26 protein-coding genes and 1 pseudogene are annotated in these 24,385 nt (G+C 39.1%); 12 read left to right on the plus strand and 15 right to left on the minus strand.

Going from position 1 to position 24,385, the window contains the following annotated elements:
• Positions 1 to 145: 145 nt before the first annotated feature.
• The 6 genes and pseudogenes from HMPREF9075_RS06295 to HMPREF9075_RS06315 all read right to left on the minus strand — a co-directional run bounded on the left by HMPREF9075_RS06295 (position 146) and on the right by HMPREF9075_RS06315 (position 3,384).
• Positions 146 to 739, minus strand: a complete 594-nt coding sequence (locus HMPREF9075_RS06295) for a hypothetical protein (protein WP_009415665.1) — start codon at positions 737 to 739, stop codon at positions 146 to 148.
• Positions 736 to 1,140, minus strand: coding sequence for a hypothetical protein (locus tag HMPREF9075_RS12595; RefSeq protein ID WP_009415666.1), 405 nt, complete (start codon positions 1,138 to 1,140; stop codon positions 736 to 738). The genes HMPREF9075_RS06295 and HMPREF9075_RS12595 overlap by 4 nt, the downstream gene beginning before the upstream one ends.
• Positions 1,101 to 1,370, minus strand: coding sequence for an RHS repeat domain-containing protein (locus HMPREF9075_RS12865; protein WP_083476188.1), 270 nt, complete (start codon positions 1,368 to 1,370; stop codon positions 1,101 to 1,103). The genes HMPREF9075_RS12595 and HMPREF9075_RS12865 overlap by 40 nt, the downstream gene beginning before the upstream one ends.
• A 340-nt stretch (positions 1,371 to 1,710) precedes the next feature.
• Positions 1,711 to 2,328, minus strand: coding sequence for an Imm25 family immunity protein (locus HMPREF9075_RS12600; protein ID WP_062079410.1), 618 nt, complete (start codon positions 2,326 to 2,328; stop codon positions 1,711 to 1,713).
• Positions 2,329 to 2,338: 10 nt separating this feature from the next.
• Positions 2,339 to 2,902: pseudogene (locus tag HMPREF9075_RS13520) on the minus strand (RHS repeat domain-containing protein); the annotation flags it as partial.
• A gap of 71 nt (positions 2,903 to 2,973) precedes the next feature.
• On the minus strand, positions 2,974 to 3,384 hold the full coding sequence (locus HMPREF9075_RS06315; RefSeq protein ID WP_009415669.1) for a hypothetical protein: 411 nt from the start codon (positions 3,382 to 3,384) through the stop codon (positions 2,974 to 2,976).
• 437 nt (positions 3,385 to 3,821) lie between these two features.
• Between HMPREF9075_RS06315 and HMPREF9075_RS06320 the strand changes: the two genes are divergently transcribed.
• From HMPREF9075_RS06320 to HMPREF9075_RS06375, 12 genes are all read left to right on the plus strand, one after another.
• Positions 3,822 to 4,556: an RNA methyltransferase gene (locus HMPREF9075_RS06320; RefSeq protein ID WP_009415670.1), complete on the plus strand. Its 735-nt coding sequence runs from the start codon at positions 3,822 to 3,824 to the stop codon at positions 4,554 to 4,556.
• 223 nt (positions 4,557 to 4,779) lie between these two features.
• On the plus strand, positions 4,780 to 4,971 hold the full coding sequence (locus tag HMPREF9075_RS06325) for a hypothetical protein (protein WP_009415671.1): 192 nt from the start codon (positions 4,780 to 4,782) through the stop codon (positions 4,969 to 4,971).
• Positions 4,972 to 5,030: 59 nt separating this feature from the next.
• Positions 5,031 to 5,267: a GNAT family N-acetyltransferase gene (locus HMPREF9075_RS06330; RefSeq protein WP_369797058.1), complete on the plus strand. Its 237-nt coding sequence runs from the start codon at positions 5,031 to 5,033 to the stop codon at positions 5,265 to 5,267.
• A gap of 14 nt (positions 5,268 to 5,281) precedes the next feature.
• Positions 5,282 to 7,021: a glutamine--tRNA ligase/YqeY domain fusion protein gene (locus tag HMPREF9075_RS06335; RefSeq protein WP_009415673.1), complete on the plus strand. Its 1,740-nt coding sequence runs from the start codon at positions 5,282 to 5,284 to the stop codon at positions 7,019 to 7,021.
• Between the two features lie 27 nt (positions 7,022 to 7,048).
• A complete protein-coding gene (locus tag HMPREF9075_RS06340; protein ID WP_009415674.1) occupies positions 7,049 to 7,297 on the plus strand; it encodes an acyl carrier protein in 249 nt (82 codons plus the stop codon).
• Positions 7,287 to 8,180, plus strand: coding sequence for a lipid A biosynthesis (KDO)2-(lauroyl)-lipid IVA acyltransferase (locus HMPREF9075_RS06345; RefSeq protein ID WP_009415675.1), 894 nt, complete (start codon positions 7,287 to 7,289; stop codon positions 8,178 to 8,180). Before HMPREF9075_RS06340 ends, HMPREF9075_RS06345 begins: the two co-directional genes overlap by 11 nt.
• Positions 8,177 to 9,067 (plus strand): hypothetical protein, encoded by an 891-nt coding sequence (locus HMPREF9075_RS06350; protein WP_009415676.1) that lies wholly within the window; start codon positions 8,177 to 8,179, stop codon positions 9,065 to 9,067. The genes HMPREF9075_RS06345 and HMPREF9075_RS06350 overlap by 4 nt, the downstream gene beginning before the upstream one ends.
• Positions 9,068 to 9,080: 13 nt before the next feature.
• On the plus strand, positions 9,081 to 9,659 hold the full coding sequence (locus tag HMPREF9075_RS06355) for a Uma2 family endonuclease (RefSeq protein WP_009415677.1): 579 nt from the start codon (positions 9,081 to 9,083) through the stop codon (positions 9,657 to 9,659).
• A gap of 6 nt (positions 9,660 to 9,665) precedes the next feature.
• Positions 9,666 to 10,793, plus strand: a complete 1,128-nt coding sequence (locus tag HMPREF9075_RS06360) for a beta-ketoacyl-ACP synthase III (protein WP_009415678.1) — start codon at positions 9,666 to 9,668, stop codon at positions 10,791 to 10,793.
• 20 nt (positions 10,794 to 10,813) lie between these two features.
• Positions 10,814 to 11,248: a hypothetical protein gene (locus HMPREF9075_RS06365; protein WP_009415679.1), complete on the plus strand. Its 435-nt coding sequence runs from the start codon at positions 10,814 to 10,816 to the stop codon at positions 11,246 to 11,248.
• A gap of 11 nt (positions 11,249 to 11,259) precedes the next feature.
• Positions 11,260 to 11,694, plus strand: coding sequence for a hypothetical protein (locus HMPREF9075_RS06370; protein ID WP_009415680.1), 435 nt, complete (start codon positions 11,260 to 11,262; stop codon positions 11,692 to 11,694).
• On the plus strand, positions 11,691 to 12,086 hold the full coding sequence (locus HMPREF9075_RS06375) for a hypothetical protein (RefSeq protein WP_009415681.1): 396 nt from the start codon (positions 11,691 to 11,693) through the stop codon (positions 12,084 to 12,086). The genes HMPREF9075_RS06370 and HMPREF9075_RS06375 overlap by 4 nt, the downstream gene beginning before the upstream one ends.
• Here the strand turns inward: HMPREF9075_RS06375 and HMPREF9075_RS06380 are convergent, their stop codons facing one another.
• From HMPREF9075_RS06380 to dusB, 9 genes are all read right to left on the minus strand, one after another.
• Entirely contained in the window at positions 12,087 to 13,232 is a 1,146-nt protein-coding gene (locus HMPREF9075_RS06380) for a DUF2062 domain-containing protein (RefSeq protein WP_009415682.1), read from the minus strand.
• On the minus strand, positions 13,229 to 13,714 hold the full coding sequence (locus HMPREF9075_RS06385) for a hypothetical protein (RefSeq protein WP_009415683.1): 486 nt from the start codon (positions 13,712 to 13,714) through the stop codon (positions 13,229 to 13,231). The genes HMPREF9075_RS06380 and HMPREF9075_RS06385 overlap by 4 nt, the downstream gene beginning before the upstream one ends.
• A 7-nt stretch (positions 13,715 to 13,721) precedes the next feature.
• The gene (locus HMPREF9075_RS06390; protein WP_009415684.1) at positions 13,722 to 14,465 is read right to left on the minus strand and encodes a TIGR03915 family putative DNA repair protein; all 744 of its coding nucleotides are present in this window, start codon (positions 14,463 to 14,465) and stop codon (positions 13,722 to 13,724) included.
• 3 nt (positions 14,466 to 14,468) lie between these two features.
• Positions 14,469 to 15,731, minus strand: coding sequence for a putative DNA modification/repair radical SAM protein (locus tag HMPREF9075_RS06395; protein ID WP_009415685.1), 1,263 nt, complete (start codon positions 15,729 to 15,731; stop codon positions 14,469 to 14,471).
• Between the two features lie 72 nt (positions 15,732 to 15,803).
• Complete coding sequence (gene rseP / locus HMPREF9075_RS06400; protein WP_034557095.1) at positions 15,804 to 17,138, minus strand: RIP metalloprotease RseP; 1,335 nt, start codon at positions 17,136 to 17,138, stop codon at positions 15,804 to 15,806.
• A 22-nt stretch (positions 17,139 to 17,160) separates the two neighbouring features.
• Complete coding sequence (gene rlmN / locus HMPREF9075_RS06405) at positions 17,161 to 18,207, minus strand: 23S rRNA (adenine(2503)-C(2))-methyltransferase RlmN (protein ID WP_034557077.1); 1,047 nt, start codon at positions 18,205 to 18,207, stop codon at positions 17,161 to 17,163.
• A 130-nt stretch (positions 18,208 to 18,337) separates the two neighbouring features.
• Positions 18,338 to 19,882 (minus strand): RagB/SusD family nutrient uptake outer membrane protein, encoded by a 1,545-nt coding sequence (locus HMPREF9075_RS06410; protein ID WP_009415688.1) that lies wholly within the window; start codon positions 19,880 to 19,882, stop codon positions 18,338 to 18,340.
• Positions 19,883 to 19,900: 18 nt separating this feature from the next.
• On the minus strand, positions 19,901 to 23,053 hold the full coding sequence (locus tag HMPREF9075_RS06415) for a SusC/RagA family TonB-linked outer membrane protein (RefSeq protein ID WP_009415689.1): 3,153 nt from the start codon (positions 23,051 to 23,053) through the stop codon (positions 19,901 to 19,903).
• A gap of 283 nt (positions 23,054 to 23,336) precedes the next feature.
• On the minus strand, positions 23,337 to 24,320 hold the full coding sequence (gene dusB, locus HMPREF9075_RS06420; RefSeq protein ID WP_009415690.1) for a tRNA dihydrouridine synthase DusB: 984 nt from the start codon (positions 24,318 to 24,320) through the stop codon (positions 23,337 to 23,339).
• Positions 24,321 to 24,385: the final 65 nt, after the last annotated feature.

Here is a 24,385-nt window from a genome sequence, read left to right on the forward strand (position 1 = left end):
AGGCTTCTATGGGCGTGCCTAAGTGGTCGGTGATGATGGAGTAATGCTTGCCATTGGAGATCTTTCCGCAGGGCACAAAAGAGCCTGCTTCAAAAATCATATCTCAAAACTGTACTTCTTAATAGAATTTGAGGAATCAATTCTCCTAATTTTCAAATAATTTTGAATAATCAACCTGAGATGAATCAATGGGTTTTATAAAACTATTGACAAAAATTAAATTAAAAATAAATCCAAAACTATAATAACGTTTATAATTGAAATTTCTAATACCAATTACTTCTACAATATATTTCCCATTAGGGATAACATACTTTAATCCCTTATATGGTATTTTACTTTTATCTTCTATTATATAATTATTATTTTCAATTTCTTCGATATTAACTAATTTATTATAGTCCCAATTCTGCATCTGTTCAAAACTGAAAGCCCAAAGAGTATTATCAGCAATTTCAAGGTTAAATGGTTCCCATTTATCAATAATTTCCCAGCCTTTTGGCAATTCTATTTCTCCTAAAGAAAAAAATATTTTATAAGGATATGCACCTATATTATTTAAAGGAAGAAATAATCCTCTGTCTATAAAATTATAAAACACATCATTATGTTTATCAAAAAAAGAAAGCATTTTTTTTGTCCTTATATTAAATTTCTTTCTATAATCTTCAAAAAGGGAAGGAGATAACAAAGCCATTCCATATCCCATTGCATCTATAAATTTGTCCGTATTGATCATTTGTTGTATTTATTTCTTTTTCTCAATTCATTTTCTATATGCTCTCTAATTTTTTTCATTGCTTCAGCGGGGGACAAGTCTGGATGCTTTTTGCCATCAATCATTAGAAAACCATCTCTATCAAAGTCCTTATATGCTATATCCATTGCATTAAGAGCATCATCTATACTTCCTGTGTAATTATCTCGTTTAGGATGGAAGGGTATTCCTGCTTCTTTTAATTTGTCATGTAGTGCTTTATGTAATGAAGCCGTATTTTTAGTTTCTGTAGGATACCACTTAACATCTTCTATTATATCTCTAATACCTAATTTATCTCCTAAAGCACGAGGAAACATGTGGTGACCATCTCCTGTATGGTTTAAATCTTTAAAAAATCTAACCCCAATACATCCACCCACGCATTCGTATCACTGACATACGCAAAGAAATTAGGTTCTCCAGATAAGAATCCTATCGGGTCTTCACTTATATATCGTCCCGTTTCAGGGTAGTAATACCTAAACCTATTGTAGCATAACTCTATTTCGGGATCGTAATATTGTCCTTGGTACTTGAATGGACACCTAAAGTTTTCTTTGGCAAAACCTTGACGGGAGTTGCCATAGAGGTCTTGTTCGCGTTCCCATATTAGCTCGCCTTCTTGGTTGTAGGCTCTTTATTAGTGCATAGTGTATAGAGTACAGTGAACAATGGTGATATTCCCACTATACACCCCGCTTTGAGTACTCGCATATTTTGCCTGTGTGGTACTCATACACCCCTGTGAGGTAAAAATACTATAATTCTTCTAATCCACAAAATTATTTTTGAAATATTTTGTAGGGTGTTTTGGTTAGAGAGTTATAGTTAGCAAAGTTTTTGTGATAGATGCTTACCTATCAATATTCAAAAAGATGTTCATCTATAACTGTACTATAGTCGTACACAGTACACACGAATTGTGCCACAAAAATTTTAGTAGAGCCTATCTATATTGTGTAGAGATAACAATAATCTGATATATATTCTATTGTAGTTGGCAGTGTAAATCTATCAAAATATTCTTTATTTTCCCCTTCTAAATTATTGAATAAATCTTTAATAATTTCTTCTCGGATATTTTTATTTTTTAACAGAAAAACATTACCATCTGCTTTTCTGATAGTGTTTAGAAAAAAAGGTAGTAAATATTTCGTGTATACTTCATATCTATGATTCTTTATAGAAGGTGAATCTATCTCTCTCTTAGAAAAATTAATAAGAGTATTTACAACATCTGTTTCAATAAGATTTCTAATTTTTTTCTCACTTGCTTCCAAAAATATATCGGTCATCGTATTAGCCTTAGATATCTCTAACTTAATGTTAGCAGAGAGACTACTCAAACTGTCATCAGGAAAACAAATAGGTCCAACCCAAAGATTTATTCTAAAAACCTCAACGGGATTATTTTTATAGGCATCTATAATAATGTAACAATAATAAATATCATCTAAACGTTTTATAAAGGATACCATATTTTTATGCCAAAACCTTTTAGCTGTTTTAAAACCGAATGAATTTATTAAAAGTGTGAATTTTTTAAGTATTAATTGAGAATCTAACATAATATAATAACTATTTATTATTGTTATAAGTAGAACCACTTGAATATTCAATACCATTATCTTTTAATCTTTTTAAGATTGGTTCCATATCTGGTACTCCTTTTGGGTCATTAAGAAAGTACCAATGAGGGTTTGCTTCTCCAGATTGTTTGTACTTAATATCCTTATCTATTTGCTTATTCATATGATCAATCTCGCTTTGAGTCCTCTCTCTTTTAAAATTAGCTGATTTAAACTCTATATCTTTACCATCGTATTCCTTATCATAAACTCTATCTTTTAACCTTTTTCCTTTTCCTTCTCCAAAAATTTTAGTGGCTTCATCATCATGAAATTTTCGTGCGTAATACCACCAGCTTGATAACCCCAGCAAATCCACCCACGCATTCGTATCACTAACATAAGCAAACACATTAAACCCACCCAAGAGTTTAATAGGGTCTTCACTTACATACCTCCCCGTCTCAGGGTGATAATACCTAAACCTATTGTAGCAGAGTTCAACCTCGCTATCATAGTACTGTCCTTGGTATTTAAAAGGACACCTAAAATTCTCTTTAGCAAAACCTTGTCGGGAGTTGCCATAAAGGTCTTGTTCGCCTTCTTATCAATTAAGCTTGGAAAAACAACTAATACATTGAATTTCTAATAGGAATGACACAAGATATTTGTATTCAAATCACCTAATTTTTTAGAAATCCACACTCGCTCTGCCTGATGTTTTGTTAATCCAATAAAAAGACTTGCTAATTTTATAGCTTCTTCCTTTTTAAATTTACATTTAGAAAGTGCAAACCATTGGTCTCCATTAATTAAGGATAGTTTTATATGAAAAAGATCTTTTTCTGTATAATTCTTTTCAAATTCTCTGATTTTAGCAGCAGGTAATATAGTAACCAAAACATAATCTGTTGTATCATAAACAAATTTCATAATAGCTCTATTTCCTTTTTTGCTGATTAGAAAATTAGGATTATTTTTTTCTTTTTCATCTGCTAACACTTCCCAACTCTCACCTAACTCTTCTGTTGTACAACATATCCATTTCTTTTCCATTGTAATATTTTTATAAAGTATTATTCATAGTATAGATGAACATTATTTTTAGAACTCGTGCCTGTGCTTTCACCCCCCCCCGCTAGCGCAAGCTTGCAGCCTGTGCCCAATTCATAATTCTCTTTACATCCCCCACACAGCACTACTGCGCACTGCCCCCCTCTCTTTTGGAGAGGGGGAACGGGGGTGAGGATTCCTCTGGCGCAAGCTTGCAGCTTGTGCCCAATTCAAAATTCATAATTCACATTACTCCCATTGCTCTCATTGCTCTCATTGCTCTCATTGCTCCCATAGCTCCCACAATTCAAAATTCATAATTCAAAATTCATAATTCCCTTATCTTCTTTATTTAAAACAGATTATAAAAGTAGCTTTAATTTTAAGGCAAAAATACAAAAAAATAATTATCTTTGCAATCTATCACTCAATTTCTTTTTATGCTTAGCAAAAATCAAATTAAACTTATACAAAAACTACAACAAAAAAAATATCGTAATGAGTTGCAGCTTTTTGTTGTAGAGGGTAAAAAAAGTATCCTTGAGTTCCTGCAAGCCGGCTACGAGCCGCAACTCTTGCTGGGAACTGATGTTTTTAGTAGTATGCCTGCTGATTGCCCTGTTACCTTGGTAAGCAAAGATGAACTTCGTAAGGTTAGTGGATTGCAAAATCCTGATGAGGGCTTAGCTGTTTTTCGGCAACCCAAACATAAGGGTATTTTGCAAGAAGGAGTAATCGTTGCTTTAGACAATATACAAGACCCTGGCAATTTGGGTACTATTATCAGGCTATGCGATTGGTTTGGGGTGGAAACGCTCCTTTGTAGCTATGGTACGGTAGATTGTTACAATCCTAAGGTAGTGCAAGCCTCTATGGGTTCGCTCACACGTGTAGCGGTGCATTACCTTGATTTGGCAGGCTTTTTGGCAACTACTAGTATGTCGGTTTATGTAACAGATGTTAAGAATGGTTCGGGGTTGTACAGCACTTCTTTTCCTGATGATTTTATCGTTGTTTTGGGTAATGAGGCTAATGGAGTAAGTGCTGAAGTAGCTGCTTTGGGCAATAGTTCATTGTATATTCCGCGCTTTAGCAAACACCAACGCACCGAAAGCCTGAATGTAGCAATGGCTGCGGCTATTATCTTGGGCAAAGCTGTCCCCGACACACAATAAAGGTTCGTTACATACTCGCCAACTTTCCTTCGCTTATCTTCCCCTTACCTTCCCCTTATCTTCCCCTTATCTTCAGCTATCGTTCGATGAAGTTTTGAACTCTGAATTTTGAATTGGCAGTAATGAGAGGAAATAGATTTTATTTGCTAATTCACTAAATTATTACTACCTTTGCACTTTGTAAAGAGGGGGGTAATCCCCTAATTGATAACATTTAAATATTATGGCAAGAGAAATACAACCTACTCCGGTACTTGAAGGGCAAGACGCTATTGATTTTTTAATAAAATTAGAGACTTATCCTCAATATCTAAAAGAAAAAGGCATCGTACTCAGTCGTAAAAAAATAGAGGAAAGTGCTAAATATTTTAAATCATTTTTCAAAAAAGAAGAAGAAAAAAGTGAAAACAAGTAATTCTGAAAATTTTACTGTTTTGTTGCTCACAGACGACCATATCATTGAAAATTGGTCGTTTGGGGATTGATAAATCTTACAAAGGCAAAGGCTTGGGGAGTATGATACTTCAAAATATAATAAGTGATTGCATCGCTTTTAATAAAAATCAAGCTTGTCGGTTGATAACAGTAGATGCTTATCGACAAGCTTTTCCTTTTTATGAAAGATTTGGGTTTCAATATATTTCTAAAAATGATGAAAATGAGGAGGTACGACAAATGTTCCTCGATTTGATGACGATTTCTAACGACTAACACATATACTAAAAATGACCGAAGAAATAAAAGAACAACGCGCTAATAACTTTATAGAAAATATTATTGAAGAAGACCTTGCTGGGGGCTTCCCCGCCAATGCTTTGCGTTTTCGCTTTCCACCCGAACCTAATGGGTACTTGCACTTGGGGCACGCAAGTTCTATTTGCTTAAATTTTGGACTTGGATTGCGATACAATGCTCCTGTAAACCTTCGTTTTGACGATACTAACCCAAGCAAGGAGGAACAGGAGTATGTAGATGCTATTCGGCGCGATGTGCAGTGGCTGGGTTTTCAATGGGATAAAGAATGCTACGCTTCTGACTATTTTCAAGAGTTATATGACTGGGCAGTAATGCTCATAAAACAAGGGAAAGCTTATGTAGATAAACAAACTTCGGAAGAAATAGCTGCCCAAAAAGGTACGCCTACTGTACCCGGCAGTGATAGTCCGTATAGAAATACTTCACCTGAAGAAAACCTTGCGCTGTTTGAGCGTATGAAAAATGGTGAGTTTGCCAATGGAACTTATGTGCTTCGTGCCAAAATAGATATGGCTTCGCCTAATATGCTGATGCGTGACCCTATTATTTATCGCATTATGAATGCTTCGCACCACCGCACGGGTAATAAATGGCATATTTACCCTATGTATGACTGGGCTCACGGCGAAAGTGATTATCTTGAACAAATATCACATTCGCTCTGTACGCTGGAGTTCTTACCTCACAGGGAATTGTACGATTGGTTTTTAGACCAAGTTATCCCCTCGCCTACCCTCCCCCAAGGGGAGGGAGGAACGCATCCTGAACAAAGCAAAAGAACTACTCGACCTAAACAACGTGAGTTTGCAAGGAGGAATTTGAGCCATACGATTGTGAGCAAGCGCAAGCTATTGCAATTGGTTACGGAAAAATATGTAGCTGGCTGGGACGACCCTCGTATGCCTACTATTTCGGGATTGCGCAGGCGTGGCTATACTCCTGAATCTATACGAAAATTTGCTGATACTATTGGGATTGCTAAACGCGAAAACTTGATAGATGTGTCGCTTTTGGAGTTTTGTGTACGCGAAGACCTCAACAAGAAAGCTAATCGCGTAATGGCAGTGCTTGACCCTGTAAAGGTAGTGATTACCAACTATCCTGAAGGACAAGAAGAGTGGTTGGAGGCTGAAAATAACCCTGAAGTAACGCCTATGACTTACCGCAAAGTGCCTTTTAGCCGAGAGCTGTATATAGAGCGTGATGACTTCCGCGAAGAAGCTGATAAAAAATACTTTAGACTGAAGTTGGGGGGTGAAGTGCGCCTAAAAAATGCGTATATTATCAAAGCCGAGAGTGTGGTGAAAGATGCTGAGGGCAATATCACTGAAATACATTGCTCTTACGACCCTGATAGCCGCAGCGGTAGTGGCACAGAGGCGAGTATGCGTAAGGTGAAAGGTACGCTGCACTGGGTATCGATAAAGCACGCAGTAGCTGCTGAAGCGCGTCTGTACGACCGTCTTTTCACTATAGCGGAACCTGACCGCCAAGAAGATAGTTTCTTAAACTATATCAACCCCGAATCGCTGAAAGTGGTTACTGCTTACGTAGAACAGAGCCTAAGCAGTGCTGAGGTAGGCGAAACAGTACAATTTCAACGCCTTGGATATTTCTGCATAGATGCTGATAGCAAGAAGGGGAACCTTGTGTTCAACAAAACTGTAGGGCTGAAAGATACTTGGGAAAAAGTAAAAACAAGTGAATAGAGACTAATAAATATATAAATATTGAGAATGAGCAAACAAGAAATTATTGAAATTACTACTCGTATTTTTGTAGAAGAGTTTGAGGTGGAGGCTACGCGAATAAGTCCTGAAGCTGATTTTCGTGAAGGCTTGGGGCTTGATAGCCTTGATTATGTAGATTTGGTAGTAATTATTGAAGAAGAATTGGGTGTGAAGTTGGTAGAAAACGATTTTAAAAAGATTGTTACTTTTGCTGACTTTTATACTATTTTAGAAGAAAAAGTGAATGCACAATAGTAATACAACTACCAAATGGCAAGGAAAATCAAAAGGTACGGTACTTGGCTACCGTATCTTTGTTTTCTTGATGAGGCATTTGGGTATTTATGCGGCTTATTCGTTACTGATTTTTGTTGCTTTTTATTACTTTCTCACCGAATGGCAGTCTAACCGCTTTATGTTCTATTACTTTAGGCATAGGCTGGGGTATTCGTTGGCTAAAACTATTGGTTCGCTGTACTTAAGCTACTTTACTTTTGGACAGATTATCATTGATAAAATTGCTATTTTAGCTGGATTAGAGCATAAATTTACTTTTGATTTTGACGGGCAGGAGCTTTTATTCAAACTACTAAAAGAGCAACAAGGTGGGGTTTTGATTTCTGCTCATATTGGCAATTTTGAAATTGCTGAACCTTTTTTCAGAAAGATAGACCTAAAATTGCAAATTAGTACGATTACTACTGATATGGAGCGTTCGGTAATTAAGGAGTATTTGGAGGGTATAACGGAGCGCAAGTCGTTGAATCAGTACATTTATGTAAAACCTGATATGTCGCATATATTTGAAATAAACGATGTAATTGCTCATAAAAATATTGTATGCTTTACAGGGGATCGTTATTTTGAGGGGGGAAGGTCGCTAAAAGGGCGCTTATTGGGTGCGGAAGCTACTTTCCCTGCGGGTCCTTTTGTAATAGCTTCACGACTGAAAGTGCCTGTTGTATTTGTATATGTAATGAAGGAAAAGGGTTTGCACTATCATCTTTATGCGCGGATAGCAGAGGTGAAAAAAGCAGATGCTGAGTCGCTATTGGAGGCTTATACGGATAGTATGGAGCAGATGCTTAGAAAGTATCCGCTACAGTGGTTTAACTATTTTAATTTTTGGGAGCAGTGAAGCGTATTTTAGTGGTATATTACAGCCAATCGGGGCAACTAAAGGAGATTATAGATAGTTTGTTGCAGCCTATAGAGGGTGTTGTTGTAGATTATTTGGCTATTGATACAATTGAGGGGTTTCCTTTTCCTTGGACAGATGAAGCTTTTTTTGGAGCTTTTCCTGAGTCGTTTTTGCAAATTGCACAGCCTTTGCAACCTTTTGAATTGCCTTCCGATAATTACGATTTGGTGATTTTGGGTTACCAAGTGTGGTATTTATCGCCTTCCATTCCTATTAATTCTTTTTTACGAAGTGAGGCTGGCAGGAAGTTATTGCGAGATAAGCCTGTGATTACTATATCGGGTACACGAAATATGTGGGTTATGGCGCAAGAGAAGGTTAAGCTGCTTTTGGCTGATTGTGGAGCGCATTTAGTGGGCAATATTGCTCTGACGGATAGGCATCACAATCACATTAGCGTTATCACAATTGTACAATGGCTTTTTTCGGGGGATAAAAATAGGCGTTATCTTGGTGTTTTCCCCAAAGCAGGAGTTTCTGCCAAAGATATACAAGGGGCGAGTGTATATGGCAAACTTATTGCTGCTCACTTAGTAACAGGTAATTACACAGGGCTTCAAGAGGAAATAGTTGCTAATGGAGGGGTGCATTATAGGCGCTTTTTGATTTCGGCAGAAAAAAAGGCAAATCGCCTGTTTGGAATATGGGCAAAAATGATTTATGGTAGCAAACAGCGCAAACTGTTGCTAAAGTGCTTTCATTACTACTTATATATAGCTATTTGGGTACTGATGCCTATAGTATGGTTGCTGTATTGGCTTACGTATCCGCTATTTTTTTGGAAAGTGGAGCGGGACGTAAAGAGGATAATCACTAATAATTAAAAAATTAAAGATTATGGAAATTACTAATATCAATCAGTTGGATTTCACAAGCAGCTTATATACTTATGCTGATTATATTTTGTGGAAGTTCAAACAGCGAGTGGAAATTTTGAAAGGGAGGATTTTCAAAATGTCAGCTCCTTCTATTGTGCATCAGGATATTTCTAGAAACCTTACCATTAGCCTTACACCTTTCTTTAAGCATACAAAATGCAAATTGTTTTACGCTCCTTTTGATGTGGTGTTAAAAAACAAAGAGGGCAAAGAAGATACGGTAGTACAACCTGATATTTGCATCGTATGCGACCCTGCAAAGTTAGCTGATGGCAAACGCTGTTTGGGTGCTCCAGACCTTGTGATTGAAATTCTTTCACCTGGTAATACCAAACGCGATATAGATGATAAATTCAGATTATACGAGGAAGTAGGCGTAAGTGAATATTGGATTGTACGCCCAGAAGATAAAGAAGTGAATATATTTGTATTGGAGGGCAATCGGTATATAGGTTTAGCACCTGTAGCGAAAGGTAAAATCATTCATTCTGTAAAATTCCCGAGCTTAAGTATCAATACTAATGACATTTTTGAATAGTGCTTTATGAACGTTTATATAACAAAAGCAAGTAAATATTTACCTAACGACCCTATTGGTAATGAGCAAATGGAGTCTTTTTTAGGGCTTATCAATCAGAATGCCTCGAAGGCACGGCGTATTGTGCTGCGCAATAATGGTATTCTAAAGCGTTATTATGCGCTTGATGCTGAGGGTAATCCTACTCATAGCAATGCTCAGCTTACTGCTTTGGCTGTAAAAAACCTAATGAGCAGTGATGTGCCGTGGGATGTTATTGAAGTGCTTTCGTGTGGCACTTCTACTCCTGATGTGCTGTTGCCTTCGCATAGTGCAATGGTACACGGGCTTTTAGGAGGGCACTCGGTAGAGCTGAATGCCTCATCGGGGGTATGCAATTCGGGAATGAATGCCTTGAAGTTTGGGTATTTATCGGTAAAATCGGGCAATAGTGCCAATGCGGTATGCACGGGTTCCGAACGCGTATCGGCGTGGTTGCGTGCCGATAAATACGAAAATGAAGTACAATTATTAGCCGAATTGGAAGCGCAACCTGTCATCGCTTTTAAGAAAGATTTCTTGCGCTTTATGCTGTCGGATGGTGCAGGTGCATTTTTATTGGAAAACAAACCTCGTGAAGGGGCTTTGCTTATAGAGTGGATGGATGCTTATTCGTATGCGCATCAGTTAGAGGCTTGTATGTATGCAGGAGGAGATAAGTTAGATGATGGCAGCTTGAAGGGATGGAGTGAATACACCGCTGAGGCGTGGCTACAAGAGTCTGTTTTTGCTATCAAGCAAGATGTAAAGCTGCTCAATGAAAATATATTGGTGAAAGGAGCTGAAAGTATGCGTGCTACCTTACACAAACACCAGCTTGTAGCTGAGGATATTACCTATTTTCTGCCGCATATATCGTCTTGTTACTTCAAAGAACGCTTGTATGAGGCACTCAAGGGAGTGGGTATTGATATTCCACTGGAACGTTGGTTTATAAACCTGCCTGAAGTAGGCAATGTAGGCTCTGCATCTGCTTACTTGATGTTGGAAGCTCTAATGCAATCCGGCAAACTCAAAACGGGTGATACCATACTACTATCAGTACCTGAAAGTGGTAGATTTTCATACTCCTATGCTTTTTTAAGAGTTGTATAATCTTTAATATTCAAACGTTTATGGAATTACCTATTACTGATATTGCCAGTGTATTAAGCCTTATCCCACAACGTTCGCCAATAGTAATGATAGATGCGCTTTGGGAATATACCCCTACTACAGGTGTAACAGGGCTGAGCGTTACGGCTGATAACCTTTTTGTGCAGCAAGGAAGGTTCTTAGAAAGCGGACTTATAGAGCATATTGCCCAAAGCATCGCATTGCACAAGGGGTATTATCACTATTTGCAGCAAAAACCAGCCCCAATGGGCTATATAGGAGCCATAAAGCATATCAGTATATATCGCTTGCCTATAGTGGGTGAAGCGCTGCGCACTGAACTGAAAATTATACAAGAATTTATGGATGTTACCCTTGTAGCAATACAAACTTTTAGTAACAACACCCTTATAGCCGAAGGCGAAATGAAAACAGTTTTGGCTTCCACTCCCTAAATATTACTACAATGAATATCCCTATACAGCAATATCTGCCCCACCGAGCTCCGATGCAAATGGTTGATACTATTACAAATATCAGCAGCACACACGTAGTTACCGAATTTACTATAAGCAGCTCTTGCATTTTTATTGCTAAGGGAGTTTTTGCCGAAATAGGATTGATAGAAAATATGGCACAAACCTGCTCGGCTATTGTTGGGCAGTTTATTTATGAGCTACACGATAAACCTAATTTGATAGGGTACATAAGCACTATAAAAAAGAGTGAAATATACGAGCTACCTATAGAGGGGCAAACCATACGCACCGAAGCTACGCTACTTTCACAAATAGATACAGAAGACTATACCCTCTGCGCTATGAAGTGCAGTACTTATGAACAATCTACCTTTTTGGCTACTGCCGAACTCAATTTAGTAATTAAAAACTTATCCTTATGAAAGAAAATGAAGTACCTCAGCAAGAGGGCGCACTGGGCGATATAAAAGAACTATGCTATGCTACCGATACCAATGGCAATTATACTACCTGCCTAAGTGCAGGATGGGAAGTGAAAAACATAGCTTTAGAAGCCTCATTAGCACTACTAAACGAACAGATAGCTCAAGCCAAAGCAGCTATGGAAAACGGCATTAGCAGCCCTATTCCCTATTATATGTTGCTCAATCGTATGGACTGGGCGGTACTCGCTAGTGCTATGCATCGCTGGCAGTGGATTATAAAACGACACGCCAAACCTTCTGTTTTCAAAAAACTATCTGCCAAAACCCTACAACAATATGCCGAAGTGTTCAATATTACTGTTGATGAACTCTGTAAGTTCTCGCGTTAGCTACCTTTTTTTGCTACTCAGTTTCAGTATAAGATAGGTAAGCATTCCTAAAGTTATTGCCACAGTAGTAGAAAGGATAGCACTTCCTACCAAATACTGCAAAAGATTATCTTTTATAAATTCTTTGGCGTAGTCCATAGTAAAGTCAGTAGTGCGAGGAAGCACTTCACCTCCTACAAAAAAACTCCCCACTTTCATTGAGGCAAGCATAAGCACCGGTATCATTGGCGGAATACTTACGTTAGAACACACAAAAGCCAAAGTCTTATTCAGTTTGAGAAAAACAGCCAAAGCAAGTGTCAGTATTGTCTGCAACCCCCATAAAGGCGACAAACCAAAGAAAAGACCCAATGCTACCGAATAAGCCTTCACCTCATCGCTGCTATCACTTTCAAGCACATCTTCCTTTATAAATCGTTTAAAGCTCTTCTTCCTAAAGCCTCGTATAAAATCGCGTGGCTTAATATAAAAAACAGCTATCAGTACCAATATCGTATTCAGCACACTGATACGCAAAAAATCACGCACAGGGCGAAAGTGCGACACTCTTTCTGCAGGGTCATAAAGTACCTGCACAGGCACATTTTTTAGCGGTACACCTCGCCAACTACTTCGCACCAGCACCTCTATTTCAAATTCAAATTTCTTGCTGTAGTAACGTTTAGGTATAAGCCTTAAGGGGTACATCCTATACCCCGACTGTGTATCGGTGAGTTTTACGCCTGTTTCAAACTGAAACCAAAAGTTAGAAAACCAATGCCCAAAACTACTCTTTTTAGGCACTCCCTCCTGTTGCATATTGCGGCTACCCACCCAAAGAGTAGGTTCAGTAGCTTGTGCTTGTGCCTGAAGAAAAACCTCTATATCTTCTGGGTAATGTTGCCCATCCGAGTCTATCGTCAAAGCATACTCATAACCCAGCTCACGTGCCCTTTCAAAGCCCACTTGCAAAGCGTTGCCTTTACCTCTATTAGCAGGCAACGTAATCACCTCCAGCTGCTGATAGTTCTTCAACAGCAAAGCCGTACTATCAGTAGCGCCATCGTTAATCACGATAATGTTAGGAGTGTGTTTTAGCACCCCTTCAATCACACGTGTGAGTGTACGATCGTTATTATAAGTAGGTATCAGTACGCAATAATTCATAAGCCCAAAGCCTTTTTATCAGCTGCTGTAAATTCTTTTGATTTTTTTATATACCCCGCCACATAGTGCCGAACATCAAGTGGTAATCTTTCGTAGTTTGCAATGATAAACGCCTTATCCTCAGCAATATGGTTACGATAAGGCACTATTTTTGGCAAATTTTCTTGCACACTTAGCCTGATGAGCCGCAGCTCAACATTATCAGGCTGCCCTGCAATAGCCTCCTCTATCAGAGGCTTCCCCTCTTTCAGCAAAGCGATACGATTCTTTTTATATTTAGCTAGTATCACCTTGCTTGCACCCCTATAAGCAGTTAGCAACCCATCGGTTGATGCATTTTGTGCCATTAGGGTTTCAAATGCAACCGCATTCGCCTCACTATCAGCTGCTGTGGTATAAGCACTGCGTATCTTAGCAAGTGTTTGTGCTGGCAACAAACCAACGTTCAACAGCATTAGTAGTAAAATTATATATTTTTTCATTTTTCAATCAATCTTTTAGCTCTGTCAGGTAGCGCCAATATCGCTTGGGCATATTTCTCATTTGGTACTTACTATTCTTACGTTCAACAATATTGATATGCCGAAAATAAGTCTTCCAAAGCTGTTCATACACATCAGTACCACGTTCAATAAGTTTGCCAAACTGCTTATTGGCAGGAGTAAAAGTTGTAACCTTTTCCAAGTCGTATACAAAGCCATAACACCGGCGAAGGTCGTAGATTATCCATTGTTGGTCAGAAAATCTATTCTTAAAATGAGGTATCACCAGTGGCAACACATCATACTGAGGGGTAAGTTGTGCAAAATACACCTCGCCCACCCTTTCAAAGCGCACAAATTCTTTCATTCTATGCACCTCGCGCGACACGCTCTTGGCTGCCTTTTGTATATGAGCTATAGCCTGATGTCCAAAATTCTCTAATACATTCATTTCAGGCATACGCACCATCAGTCGTATTGCTTCTAATATATGATTTTCTATCTGTGTTTCAGCCGAAAGAAAAGCCCTTAGCAGTATAGCCACCCCCGCCTTGCCCCAGCACTGTTCCACTTTATGCAACACACGCCAAGCCTTGTCGGCATCGGTATATATTGTTTCCTCTTCACCAAAAAGCAAAGCAGTTGCAGCACCTTCAGGCTTAATATCCACCTCTTTATAGCCGTATTCATATACCACAAACACCGCTGTTAACAAGCCCTCAAACGAACCATCATATTGCAACTGAACCATAACTCAATCAAACAAAGACAGTTGTCCCGTAAAAAGACCCTTATATTTACTAACCCCTTTACTGAGCAATAGTTGTCGTAGTTTTACCCCCTCTATAGTTCCCGCTATAGGCATTGCACCACTACAAGTAATAAAATACTTCGCCCTGCTAAGTGTTATTCCCATCTGTTTCAAGTGATAGTATGTCAGTTTCTGAAATACCCGTGTAGCCAAGATACGTTCTACACCGCGTACGCCCACACCAGGAATCCGAAGTAGCCATTCACGAGGAGCCGTATTCACATCTATCGGAAAAAAATCCTGATGACGCAAAGCCCACGCCAGTTTGGGGTCTATCTCCAAATCCAAAAAAGGGTGAGCAGGGTCAAGCAACTCATTAGGAGCAAAGCCGTAATACCGCATTAGCCAATCGGCTTGGTAAAGCCTATTTTCGCGCACCACAGGCACCTGTGTATGGATAGAAGGCAATCTACTATCCTCTAGTACAGGCACATAGCCCGAATAATACACACGCTTCATCTGCAGTTTGCCGTACATATAGCTCGCCACATCTATAATTTTTTGGTCAGTTTCATTGGTAGCTCCTACAATCATTTGCGTACTCTGTCCCGCAGGGGCAAAAGTAGGCGTATGCTTGTATTTCATCTTTTCTACTGATTGTATTGCCAGTTCGTTCTTCACAAAGCGCATCGGAGCCACCATTTGGTCGTGATTCTTCTCAGGAGCAAGCAGTTTGAGCCCCTCTTTAGTAGGAATTTCAAGGTTAATAGAAAGCCTATCGGCATAAAGTCCCGCCTCGCGTATCAGATGTTCACTAGCACCAGGAATCGTTTTCAAGTGGATATATCCATTAAAACGCTCCTCCGTACGCAATTTTTTAGCAACCCTCACTAAGCGCTCCATTGTAGTATCAGCGTCTTTAAACACTCCCGAACTAAGAAAAAGCCCCTCTATATAATTCCTACGATAAAAGTTGATTGTCAAATCCACCACCTCCTGCACGGTGAAGGCAGCGCGAGCAATATCGTTTGTACGCCGCGACACACAGTACACACAATCGTAAATACAATGGTTGGTAAGCAAAATCTTCAGTAGCGAAATACAACGACCATCTTCTGTAAATGAATGACAAATACCAAAAGAAGCCGTATTACCCAGCGCACCTTTTTTGCCTTTCCTATTAGCTCCACTGCTCGAACACGACACATCATATTTTGCCGCATCAGCCAATATGGCTAATTTCTCCTTTATACGCTCAAAATCCATCGTTAGTCGTTAGTATTTAGTCATTAGTATTTAGTGATTAGTCGCTAGTCGTTAGTATTTAGTGTTTAGTCCTTAAAGATACGCCCGTACGGCTCGTACCAAATCACTACCATTAGCGTAGAGCAGTAGCGCTACCAAAATTACAAACCCCACCATTTGAGCATATTCCAAAACCTTTTCGCTCGGTTTTCTACCACTTATCATCTCGTATAGTAAGAACACCACGTGCCCACCATCCAAGGCAGGTATTGGCAAAATATTCATTACCCCCAAAGCTATGGAAAGGAAAGCCGTAATATGCCAAAAAGCCAGCCAATTCCAGCTTTCAGGGAAAAGTTTCCCTATAGTACCAAAACCACCCAATTCACTAGCACCTTTTTTGGTAAATATAAACTTGAATTGCGATACATAATCACGCAGCACATCATAGCCATATTGTACGCCATGCGCTAAAGCCTCACCCAAACCATATTGCCTATTAGTAAAATGTACTTCACCTTCGCTTTGAAAGCCCGATACACCTATTTTTTTATCACCATTAGGCACAACCTTCAGTTCCATACGCACACCCTCGCGTTCAATAGTAAAAGGAATAGAATGAGTATTACCCACCAAATTAATTGCAGGCGATACATCCGAAAAATAATAGATAGGTTCACCACCAATAGCCAAAATCTTATCACCCTTGCGCAAACCTGCTCTTTCGGCAGGCATTCCTGCCACTACAGTATCTACAATAGGCAAAGTTTTCATCGTTACAGGCGAAGTTTCACCACGCATAAAAAGCGTTTTCCCCAATGTATCGGGAAGCGATACGCGATGAGCAGTACCATCTTGGCGCAACACCTCTAGCTGAGTAGCTCCGCGCAATAAAATATACTTATTGGCATCTACCAAATTTTCTAATTTTTTACCATTTACAGCTGTAATAATATCACCATTTTGCAAGCCGTAAGCACGCAAAGTACGCGATATGGCAAACCCCTGTTTTACCCCATCAGCGTACAACTGCTTTTGCCCCCACACAAATAAAATCATTGTATAGATAAAGAAACCCAACAGCAAATTCACCGTTACCCCTCCTATCATAATGAGCAAGCGTTGCCACGCAGGTTTCGACCTAAATTCCCAAGGCTGAGGAGGTTGTGCCATCTGTTCCTTATCCATACTCTCAACAATCATTCCCGCTATTTTTACATAGCCCCCCAGCGGAAGCCACCCTATACCATATACTGTCTCTCCTATTTTCTTTTTGAAAAGGGCAAACTTCACATCAAAGAATAGGAAGAACTTCTCTACTCTTGTTTTGAAAAGTTTTGCAGGTATAAAGTGACCCATTTCGTGCAGAATCACCAAAATTGAAAGACTCAGTAACAGCTGAGCCGCTTTTATCAAAAATATATCCATAAATATAATTGTTATCCTTTTGTTATTTATTTTGTCCTTTATTTGCCAACTGACCACAAGCGGCATCTATATCCTTGCCGCGTGAGTGCCGCACCGTTACCGTAATGCCTGCCTCCTCAAGAAGCTGTTGGTAAAGCTGCAAAGCCTCTGGTGCTGCTTGCTGAAAATCACCGTCATCAATAGGGTTATATTCTATGAGGTTTACCTTAGAAGGAGCAAATTTACAGAATTTTATAAGTGCCTCTACATCTTTGCGCTGGTCGTTAATGCCCTTCCACACCACATATTCATAAGTAATGCGGTTGCGCGTTTTCTGATACCAATACTGCAAAGCCTCACGAAGCTCTTCCAGCGGAAACTGCTCATTGAAAGGCATTATGCTAGTACGAACACTTTTGATAGCTGAATGCAAAGATACTGCCAATTTAAACTTTACCTGATCATCTGCCATTTTTTTTATCAATTTGGGTACCCCCGAAGTAGAAACCGTAATGCGTTTTGGCGACATTCCAAGCCCATCAGCCGAAGTAATTTTATCAATTGCCTTCAGCACGTTGTTATAATTCATCAGCGGTTCGCCCATACCCATAAAGACGATATTGGTAAGCGGTCTGCCAAAAAAAGCCCTACTTTGCTCATCAATCACACGCACTTGGTCATAAATTTCATCAGCCAGCAAGTTACGCATACGCTTAAGGCGCGCCGTAGCACAAAACGAACAGTTCAAGCTACAGCCCACTTGGCTCGATACACAAGCTGTAGTGCGCGTATCGGTAGGTATCAACACCGATTCTACCAGCAGCCCATCGTGCAAGCGTACAGCGTTTTTTATAGTACCATCATCGCTGCGTTGCATCACATCCACCTTTATATGGTTGATTACAAACTCCGCTTCCAGCATTTCACGGGTAGCTTTGGGCAAGCTCGTCATCGCCTCAAAGCTATGCACCCCCTTTTGCCACAACCATTCGTACACCTGATTACCACGAAAAGCTTGGTCTCCTTTATTTTTAAAAAAAATACGCAGTTCCTCTTTACTAAGCGCTCTTATATCACGTTTTTCATTCATAGTTAGTTCAAGCCATTCAGCGGGCAAAGATAGTAATTATTTATGAATCTCAGAATTTGTGAAAAACAAAACTTTGCCAAAAGCTGTTGCACAACCTTTGGCAAAGTTTATATATTTACTAAACTAATTTTTAGATTTTATTAAAATCTGTTTCAGCAGCAGGCACATCAAACCATTCTATATATTGATAATCAATAGTACAAGGTTCTACAGTACCATTAGCTTCTACTACTACATTAGCATTTCTACGTCCACCACCTTGTGATACAGGCTTTAAGATACCCCAACGGCGTGCATCGTAAAAAGCTGTACCTTTTTGGAACAACCCGATGCGGCGTTCCTTGCGAAGCTCTTCAAGTGCTTGCACCTGATTAAGCCCTGTACCTGCAACGGCAGCCAATTGTGCATTTTGGTAAGTACGTACCGCATCTATATGTGCCAAACCGCCTTCTATATCATTATTTCTAATTTTTACTTCAGCAAGCATCAATTGGTTTTCTTCATAGCTACCTGCAAAAGGCAGTTCTACAGTACCCGCAGTAGAACTTGCATAATCACCACCATCTTTAGCTATATAGCGAGTACCTATACCAAAGCCACGGTCGCGTGGATTAAATAGTAAAGGACGACTTTCAACATTACGAGTAAAACGATTATCACCTGGTTTAAAGTCTTGTACTAAACGCTCTGATAAGTGCTCCCAAATACCTGTTACTAAACGATAAGGCGACCAGCCTGTTCCACCTACAAAGCACACGTTATCATTAGCTACCGAACGCATAGTGAATATTTTGTCAGATTGTTGTATTCCTGCGTTAGCCAAGTTTTGTATTTCAGTAAGATCTGCAGCGGTAAGGTTTGCAGCATATTTATTCACCAAAAGGTTACGCGCCATATAAGTATTGATATTGCGGATAAACATTTGCGGAGTAACTACGCCTCCTTTTCCTACTTTAAACTGCGAAGGGATAATACTTCCTATCACTTCTTGATAAGCAGCATCACTTTCATTAATTGTTGCCAATATAGCTTTAGCTTCTGCAAATACCCTATTTGCCTCAGTAATTATTTCCTCGTGCGAATGATAGGTGTTAAGCGAGTTGTACTCATTAGTAATTACCCCTTTAGTGTAAAGAGATCCAATACGAGAGTAAGCAAAGCCTTTCCACCACAAAAACCACACTTTGTAAGCTTTCTTTTTAACTTCAGCATTGTCTTTAAAAGTTACCTCATTGGCATCAAGAGTTTTTAGTGCCATATTGCAGTGCCCTATAGTGCCATACATCGCTACCCATTCGTTATGAAACGCATTTTCTATTCCTTGTTCACGTGTATTTCTACTTTTTAGTACTTCTATTTGTGTTTTACCAAAAGGGGTAGAAAGCACAGTTCCATTAGGGCGTGTAATAGAATATATTGAGTTTGAATGCCAAAAACTAAAGTTACCAGCGTGTGCTGTAGTAGCATCACCCATCAAGTTATGAAGTGTGAGTGATAGCCAAGCGTAATAGGCAGTACGCATAGGGTGGTATACACCCAATGCAAATTTCTGCATTCCTGCTTCCGTTTTTATACTCTCAGAACCCGATTCGTTCGGATTGTACAGTTTCAGTGATTCCTTGCTGCAAGAGCCCAATAATAAGGCTACAAAAGCAATTATATATATCTTTTTCATTGTTTTTCTATTTATAAGTTAGAATTTAAGATTTACACCTAAAGTAACAGTACGCATATTAGGGAAGGTATATAAATCTACCCCTCTATAAAGAGGCTCATTAAGCGATATACCCACCGCTTCAGGGTCTAATCCTGAATAATCAGTAAATGTAAGCAAGTTTCTTACAGAAGCTGTAAGCGTTAGACCTTTTACAAAGCTATCTTTTAGTACATCGGTAGCATCATAGCTCAATGACACACTGCGAAGTCTTACATATGAACCATCTTCTACAAAATATGAAGTTGCTTGCCCTATATTGTACAAACTATTATAGTAATTCACATAAGCTCCTGCTTTGTTATTAATTGTAATAGATTTATCTAAGTCGCCATGTGTTTTAGCCAAATACATACGTTGTCTTGTTCCGTTATAAATGTCACCACCTTTTGTCCAATCCACTTGTAATGCTAATGTAAGGCGCTTATACAAGGTTACATCACTAAAGAATGACATTGTAAAATCAGGCGTAGCATCACCTATTTTTTCTTGTTCTGTAGCAAATTGCACAGCTTTAGTAACTTTATTTACTACCATACCATTCACTACCTCATATTTATTCAATTCGCTATCAGCTATATAGCGTTCCCCTGATGATTTAGTTTGTGTGAGTGATGACAAAGGACGATAACCAAAGAAAGTCCCTACTCGCTCCCCTTCCTCAAGAGCTGATTGTCCACCTCCTTGTACTCCTACAACTATACGTTTGCCGTTAGAAATCCTATCTACTACAGTTTCCCCTTTGCTAAAGCGAGCCCCAAAATTCCATTCTACATTGTCTTTGCTAAGCAAGTTAATATCTAACGAAGCTTGTAATCCGTTGCTTGATAGGTCTATCGCATTTGTTTTAACTTCTTCAGCCCCAGTAGAAGGTGCTGTTTGTACATTATAGATAGTACCTAATGATTGGCGTTTCCAATACACTACATTACCACTAATACGATGGAACCATTCTCTTTCTAAACGAACCCCATAATCCAAACCAAATTCAGTCTCTTTACTCTTTTGCACTTCCAAATCGGGGTTGCTAGAAGAAGAATTCAAATAAAGATAACCTTGGCTGCTAAATTTTTGGTTTTTAAGGGTAATGAGTCGGTCGTAAGCATCGGGTTGTATCCCTGCTTCACCATAAGCCCCACGTAGTTTTAATTCTGTAAGTTTTTCGTAGCCTAATAAATCAGAAATACGGAAGTATGCATCAGCACGAGGGAAAGTAAAAGGTTTTCCACCCGCACCAAAAGCCGATGAATAATCTGAACGTACCCCTACTGAAAATCCTAACAGATTAGCATAATCAAATTTTTGATTTACTAAGTAACCGAAAGTTACAAACTCTTGTATTCTTTCTGATGAAGTAGATGAATTAGCTGACGATAAGGTAAAAGGAGGTTCTTCACCATAACCTTCTCCTACCCCTGTTACACTGCGATAATCCTCCCTACGCCAGTCATAAGCCAACTGTGTTGTAGAGTTGATAGGCAATTTTAGTTTAAAATCTCTTTGAAAATCAAAACGCAAGAACGCACTTAGCAACGAGTTCTGAAGTGTATGACGTATAAGGCGTTCCGTAATCTTCCCAGTGTGAGGGGCTATCGCTTTATTAGGACTATTAGTTCTTTCTTGATTTTTGATAAAATCAATATCATCATAACGCGTATGGTCATAACCATATTTATAATCCAAATCTATATTTTTAGTGAGCTTGTAATTAGCATTAATATTTTCCAACACACGATTGGTTTCTACGCTGCTAGTACGAAATTTATAGGTATAGAAAGGAAATACACCATCTACACTTTCATTATAATTCACAATAGGGTTGCCCAATGCATCTTTATAGCCTAAATCTACATAAGCAGGAGTTCCCAAAACAGTACCTATACCCGAAAGTATTGAGCTTCTACCATTTACACCCCCTGTAGTATTTTCACTCTTTATTATCTGAGTATTTGAACGAAGTGTAAAGCCTTTAAATATTTCAACACCTATATTGGCTGTTATATTTTTCTTGTTATAAGATCCGTTCACAGGGCTCGTTTGGTCTAATAACGTCCCCCCTATAGCATAGTCTATATTCCCTGAAGATCCTGTAACATTTACAGAATGCTGATATGTATAAGCTGTTTTATAGTACTGCTTTAAGTGGTCATAAGTTTTTTCTTTATAAGGTTTAGAGTTTACTGTCTCTGAACCTACAGTAGGGTCAGGCATTGTCCAATAGCCTGTTGTAGGATCTACAGCAATACGGGTATTATTACCGTCTACTATATAACCCTCTGCATCTGTTTTATAATAGTGATTTTTAGCAAACGAAAGATTCCCTGTTAAAGCATTATCTACACTCAAAGTAGAATTATAGGATACTTCTGTACGTTGTCCTTTTTTCCCTTTTTTAGTAAATATTTGTATTACTCCATTAGCCCCTTGTGCTCCATAGATAGTCGCAGCAGCAGCACCTTGTATTACCTCTACGCGTTCTACATTAGAGAGGTCTAAGTCGGCTAAACGAGAGGAAACCCCACTACTTCCTGAAGCTCCCATAGCGTAATTGCTCACGTTTACTTCTACTCCATCTACTATCACCATAGGTTGCGTACTGCTCAACGAGTTAATACCACGCAAGATGATATTAGCTTGTTGCCCTGGTTGTCCTGAAGTTGATTGTATTTGTGCCCCAGCAATTTTTCCGCTAAGTGCATCGTCAATCCCTTTTACAGGGGTACGTTTCAAACTATTTTCAGAAACGGCATCTACCGAGATAGCCACCTTGCGTTTATCAGTAGCAGTACCAACACCCGTTACTACCACCTCGCCTAATTCTTGTGCTTGCTCAAGCAATACCACATCTATACGACGTGCTTTTCCTACTATTTTCTCTACAGTTTTCATACCCAACTGCGAAAACACCAATACAGCCTTATCATCAGGCACTTTAATGGTGTAGTTACCATCCATATCGGTAGCTACACCGTGGCTCGTTCCTTTCACAAGAATCGTAACCACACTCATAGGAAGTCCGGACTCGTCTTTTACTGTTCCTTTAACCTCTCGCTCTTGCGCTAGCGAGACACTTTGCACTATCATTGCCAACAATAGCGCAAACCATACTTTGCTCTGCTTACTTATTTTCATCTTCTAAAAATATTTAATTACCGCGCAAAAGTAGAAAATATATTCTTCTAATCAAAACTTTTTATTTTATTTTTTATATGTGTAACTATTATAAACATATAAAACTTTGTCTTAAAAACCTTTCTTTATTAAAATATATTCAATAAAAAAGCATATTCTTTAATAATCATTAAAAAATATGCTCAATATACAATATAATATGATATTCCAATTTTTTATTGAAAATTCTATATTTATACAAATTTAGTTGTTAGTTTTTAGCCGTTAGTCGTTAGTTTTTTTGTCATTTGTCATTTGTTACGGGCAATTCAAAATTCAAAACTTTTAGAATCTCTTCTACGCTATCTAAGGTTACTAATTGCTGGCGATAAGGCTTAAAATTTGGTATTCCTTTGAAATAGTTCGCATAATGCCTACGCATCTCCAACACTCCTTGCCGCTCGCCTTTCCACTCCACCGACCATAGCAAATGATTGCGCACTGCCTCTACCCTATCTGCCATAGTGGGGGGGGGTAGCAGTTGCCCCGTAGCAAAATAATGTTTTATTTCTTCAAATATCCACGGATAGCCAATGGCAGCTCGCCCTATCATTATTCCATCTACACCATATTTATTGCGGTATTCCAACGCTTTTTCAGCACTATCAATATCTCCATTGCCAAAAATGGGTATCACTATACGCTGGTTGTTTTTCACTTTTGCAATATAACTCCAGTCCGAATGACCTTTGTACATCTGGCTACGGGTGCGGGCGTGTATTGTAAGGGCACTAATCCCTACATCTTGCAGCCGTTCAGCCACCTCTTCAATATTGATGCTCTGTTCGTCCCAACCTAAACGCGTTTTTACAGTTACAGGCAGCGAAGTGCTATTCACCACCGCTTTGGTAAGCCGCACCATCAGGTCGATATCTTTCAGTACCCCAGCACCAGCCCCTTTGCTAACTACCTTTTTCACAGGGCAACCAAAGTTGATATCCACAAGGTCGGGATTGACCGTTGCTACTATTTTTGCCGAAAGAGCCATAGCCTCTTCATCACCTCCAAAAATTTGTATCCCTACAGGACGCTCATAATCAAAAATATCTAATTTCTGCCTGCTTTTTATAGCATCGCGTATCAATCCTTCGGAAGAGATAAACTCACTGTAAAGCATATCAGCCCCGTGCTGCTTGCAGAGACGGCGAAAAGGAGGGTCGCTTACATCCTCCATAGGGGCAAGCAAGACGGGAAACTCCCCCAAATTTATATTTCCTATTTCTACCATTTTTAGTCGTACGCTAGGTTTTAGTTATTAGTCGTTGGTCAATACCCCAATCTAACGAGTAAAGA

Source organism: Capnocytophaga sp. oral taxon 332 str. F0381 (assembly GCF_000318275.2).
GTDB classification, from domain to species: Bacteria; Bacteroidota; Bacteroidia; order Flavobacteriales; family Flavobacteriaceae; genus Capnocytophaga; species Capnocytophaga bilenii.

Bases quoted from the DNA above. Each gene is read 5' to 3' on its own strand.
- HMPREF9075_RS06375 (WP_009415681.1), top strand. From the start codon at position 11,691: ATGAAAGAAAATGAAGTACCTCAGCAAGAGGGCGCACTGGGCGATATA.
- HMPREF9075_RS06320 (WP_009415670.1), top strand. From the start codon at position 3,822: ATGCTTAGCAAAAATCAAATTAAACTTATACAAAAACTACAACAAAAA.
- HMPREF9075_RS06395 (WP_009415685.1), bottom strand. From the start codon at position 15,731: ATGGATTTTGAGCGTATAAAGGAGAAATTAGCCATATTGGCTGATGCG.
- HMPREF9075_RS06295 (WP_009415665.1), bottom strand. From the start codon at position 739: ATGATCAATACGGACAAATTTATAGATGCAATGGGATATGGAATGGCT.
- HMPREF9075_RS06355 (WP_009415677.1), top strand. From the start codon at position 9,081: ATGGAAATTACTAATATCAATCAGTTGGATTTCACAAGCAGCTTATAT.
- HMPREF9075_RS06415 (WP_009415689.1), bottom strand. From the start codon at position 23,053: ATGAAAATAAGTAAGCAGAGCAAAGTATGGTTTGCGCTATTGTTGGCA.
- rseP (WP_034557095.1), bottom strand. From the start codon at position 17,138: ATGGATATATTTTTGATAAAAGCGGCTCAGCTGTTACTGAGTCTTTCA.
- HMPREF9075_RS06325 (WP_009415671.1), top strand. From the start codon at position 4,780: ATGGCAAGAGAAATACAACCTACTCCGGTACTTGAAGGGCAAGACGCT.
- HMPREF9075_RS06315 (WP_009415669.1), bottom strand. From the start codon at position 3,384: ATGGAAAAGAAATGGATATGTTGTACAACAGAAGAGTTAGGTGAGAGT.
- HMPREF9075_RS06410 (WP_009415688.1), bottom strand. From the start codon at position 19,882: ATGAAAAAGATATATATAATTGCTTTTGTAGCCTTATTATTGGGCTCT.
- HMPREF9075_RS06380 (WP_009415682.1), bottom strand. From the start codon at position 13,232: ATGAATTATTGCGTACTGATACCTACTTATAATAACGATCGTACACTC.
- HMPREF9075_RS06370 (WP_009415680.1), top strand. From the start codon at position 11,260: ATGAATATCCCTATACAGCAATATCTGCCCCACCGAGCTCCGATGCAA.
- HMPREF9075_RS06385 (WP_009415683.1), bottom strand. From the start codon at position 13,714: ATGAAAAAATATATAATTTTACTACTAATGCTGTTGAACGTTGGTTTG.
- HMPREF9075_RS06360 (WP_009415678.1), top strand. From the start codon at position 9,666: ATGAACGTTTATATAACAAAAGCAAGTAAATATTTACCTAACGACCCT.
- HMPREF9075_RS06365 (WP_009415679.1), top strand. From the start codon at position 10,814: ATGGAATTACCTATTACTGATATTGCCAGTGTATTAAGCCTTATCCCA.
- HMPREF9075_RS06390 (WP_009415684.1), bottom strand. From the start codon at position 14,465: ATGGTTCAGTTGCAATATGATGGTTCGTTTGAGGGCTTGTTAACAGCG.
- HMPREF9075_RS06340 (WP_009415674.1), top strand. From the start codon at position 7,049: ATGAGCAAACAAGAAATTATTGAAATTACTACTCGTATTTTTGTAGAA.
- dusB (WP_009415690.1), bottom strand. From the start codon at position 24,320: ATGGTAGAAATAGGAAATATAAATTTGGGGGAGTTTCCCGTCTTGCTT.
- HMPREF9075_RS12600 (WP_062079410.1), bottom strand. From the start codon at position 2,328: ATGTTAGATTCTCAATTAATACTTAAAAAATTCACACTTTTAATAAAT.
- rlmN (WP_034557077.1), bottom strand. From the start codon at position 18,207: ATGAATGAAAAACGTGATATAAGAGCGCTTAGTAAAGAGGAACTGCGT.
- HMPREF9075_RS06345 (WP_009415675.1), top strand. From the start codon at position 7,287: ATGCACAATAGTAATACAACTACCAAATGGCAAGGAAAATCAAAAGGT.
- HMPREF9075_RS06335 (WP_009415673.1), top strand. From the start codon at position 5,282: ATGACCGAAGAAATAAAAGAACAACGCGCTAATAACTTTATAGAAAAT.